This window comes from Neisseria sp. HMSC056A03, from assembly GCF_001815685.1.
Lineage (GTDB): Bacteria > Pseudomonadota > Gammaproteobacteria > Burkholderiales > Neisseriaceae > Neisseria > Neisseria subflava.
Genome location: NZ_KV821665.1, coordinates 1 through 256 on the forward strand (window position 1 = coordinate 1; position 256 = coordinate 256).

At 50.0% G+C, this 256-nt stretch carries 1 protein-coding gene; it reads left to right on the top strand.

The features are described 5' to 3' along the window. A partial coding sequence (gene terL, locus HMPREF3052_RS10275; RefSeq protein ID WP_168165951.1) for a phage terminase large subunit occupies positions 1-250 on the top strand: 250 nt, incomplete at its 5' end. Positions 251-256 lie beyond the last annotated feature (6 nt).

Genomic DNA, 256 nt, shown 5'->3' on the forward strand with positions numbered 1-256 from the left:
TGCCAGTCCTGAATCGGGCGACAAGGTAACACGAGCCGAACCATTCGCGGCACAGGTCAACATCGGTAACGTGATGTTATTAGATGACGGCACATGGGACACAGACGCGCTGATTTCAGAAATGCGGATGTTCTCAAACGGTCAGCATGACGACCAAATCGACTGTTTGAGCCGTGCATTTAGTGAGCTATTGGACACCCGAACGGGCATGATTGATTACCTGCGTTCGCAGGTTGAGGCAAACAAATGAGTAAAA